Here is a 2,532-nt window from a genome sequence, read left to right as displayed (position 1 = left end):
CTGCTGGAAGACGCCCGGCGGTCCATTCCCCTCCCCTCCTCCCAGGCCATGCGGACCCACGGCAAGCGGGGGAAGGACGATGTGCGCCGGCTCTTCCGGTAAGGGACGCCGGAAGCACGGTAAGAACAAACAAGCGGAGGCCGCCTTGCGCGGTCTCCGCTTGCGCTATTTCCGCCCTTTCAGCCGCTTCATGGCCCGTTCCAGCCCCTCGGCGGTGAGGTCGTACATGGGAAACATGTGCCCCAGCTGCCAGTGGGTCTGGCCCCAGTAGTCCGGCCGCTCCGGCATGGGCTCCGGGTTCAGCCAGACCAGGTAAGGGTACTGCTTCTTCATCCGCTCCANCCACTCCAGGCCGGAGGGGCCGTAGGTCCGCCGCTCCCAGTCATAGCGCTTCTCCCGCAGCTCATAGGGGCTCATGGCGGCATCCCCCACCACCAGGACCTTGTAGTTCCCGTCGAAGTTGGAGAGGACCCAGTCCGTGGGCACCGCCTCCTTCCAGCGGAGGGCGGGGCCGGTATAGAGCTCCGAGTAGACGCAGTTGTGGAAGTAATACGTGTGGAGCTCCTTGAAGTGGTTGGACTTTTGGGCCGCCTGGAACAGCCGGGAGCAGAGTCCGGCGTAGTACTCCATGGACCCGCCGGAGTCCATCAGCAGCAGGACCTTGACGGCGTTTTTCCGGGGGTGGGTCTTTCGGATTTTCAAAAGCCCCCCGTTGTCGCAGGTGTCGCGGATGGTCCCGTCCACATCCAGGACCTCCTCACTCTCGTCCGCCTGCGCGGAGAGCTGGCGCAGCAGGCGGAAAGCCGTCTGAAACTGCCGGGTGTCCAGGGTGTTGTCCTTCCGAAAATCCCGGAAGCGCCGCTCCCCGGCCACCATCATGGCGGTGCGGTGACGGCCCTGGCCGCCGATGCGGATGCCGCCGGGGTGCCAGCCGCTGTTGCCAAAGGGAGATCGGCCCTGGGTGCCCACCCAGTAGCTGCCGCCGTTGTGCTCCTCTGTCTGCTCCTTCAGGCGCTCCTCCAAAAGGCGCAGCAGTTCTTCGGCCTTCTCTTCGGAGAAGCCCGCCCGCTTCAGCTCCTCCAGGGTCCGGCCCAGATTCTCGGAGGGGCGGTCCAGCCAGTCCAGCAGCTCCTTGGGCAGCGCGCCGTTCCAGGGTATGTCCCGGAAAAACTCCAGAAAAGCCTGGTCGAAGCGGTCGAAATCCGCCTCGCTTTTCACCACCACCGCCCGGCAGAGCCGGTAGAACCCCGTTAAGCTGGACTGGTGGAGCCCCCGGGACAGACCCTCCAGCAGAACCATCCACTCGTCCGGCGTCACGTCCAGCCCGCGGCTCCGGAGGAGGTAAAAAAAGGAAAGAAACATGGTCTCAGCGGCTGCCCCGCAGGGTCCGCAGGTCCTTGTCCTTTTTCAGCAGGACCCCGGCAAAGGGAATCTCCTTCCGGACCCGGGCCGGGTCCACACCCCCGGCCGTGAGGGCCCGGAGCCAGTCCACCAGCTCCGAGGTGCTGGGCTTTTTGTCAATGCCCCGGAGCTCCCGGATCCAGTAAAAGGCCGCCATGGCCTGGCGGAGCAGCTCCTCCTCCAGGTGGTCGAAGTGGACATGGAGGATGCGCTCCATCTGCTCCTGGTCCGGAAAGTCGATATAGTGGAAGATGCACCGGCGCAGGAAGGCGTCGGGCAGCTCCTTCTCGGCGTTGGAGGTGATGATGACGATGGGCCGCTTCCTGGCCCGGACGGTCTTCCGGGTCTCCGGGATGTAGAACTCCATCTGGTCCAGCTCCCACAGAAGGTCGTTGGGGAATTCCAGGTCCGCCTTGTCGATCTCGTCGATCAGCAGGACCACCTGCTCTTCTGCGGAGAAGGCCTCCCCCAGCTTGCCCAGCTTGATGTAACTTGCGATGTCGTCCACGCCGTGGGACCCAAACTGGCTGTCGTAGAGCCGCTGGACCACGNCGTAGACATACAGGCCGTCCTGGGCCTTGGTGGTGGACTTTACATTCCAGATGATCAGCTCTTTTCTCAGGGCCTGNGCCACGGCCTGCGCCAGCATGGTCTTGCCCGTGCCCGGCTCGCCCTTGATAAGCAGTGGCTTTTCCAGCGTCACGGCGATGTTCACCGCCGCCATCAGCTCGCCGGAGGCTACGTATTGGTCGGTTCCCGAAAAAATCTCTTTCATGCGCTCACCCTCGCCTTGCGTGTTCTCTGTGCCCATAAAAAGGGTACGCTCTATAAGATACCAAACCTGCGGCGATTCCGCAACCTCCAATTTCACATTTACGGAGCTTATATTCCCCGGGACATGAAATAACAAAGGGCTCCCCTCCGCCAGACAACGGAGGGGAGCCTTTTTGCTCCTTATTACAACCTGTATCAGAAAGTCACCACGTCCTGGGCCGGCTTGGGGCAGGGGGCGATGGTCATGACGTGCATCACCGGGCCCTTGCCCTGGTAGGCGTCGTGGTTCTCCACCGCCATGCGGGCGGAAACCTCCACCCAGTCCCGGTTCTTGTAGTCCTTCAGGCCCATGCCCTT

At 63.1% G+C, this 2,532-nt stretch carries 2 protein-coding genes; both read right to left on the bottom strand.

Annotated features, from left to right (window positions below):
• Window positions 1–165 precede the first annotated feature (165 nt).
• Entirely contained in the window at window positions 166–1,362 is a 1,197-nt protein-coding gene (locus JX325_RS15205) for a VWA containing CoxE family protein (protein WP_204791907.1), read from the bottom strand.
• 4 nt (window positions 1,363–1,366) lie between these two features.
• Window positions 1,367–2,176 (bottom strand): MoxR family ATPase, encoded by an 810-nt coding sequence (locus JX325_RS15200; RefSeq protein WP_204791906.1) that lies wholly within the window; start codon window positions 2,174–2,176, stop codon window positions 1,367–1,369.
• Between the last annotated feature and the right edge of the window lie 356 nt (window positions 2,177–2,532).

The organism is Oscillibacter sp. CU971, assembly GCF_905219725.1.
GTDB lineage: Bacteria > Bacillota > Clostridia > Oscillospirales > Oscillospiraceae > Oscillibacter.
The sequence above is the reverse complement of the archived record's forward strand: the minus strand, read 5'-3'. Positions and strand labels throughout refer to the sequence as shown.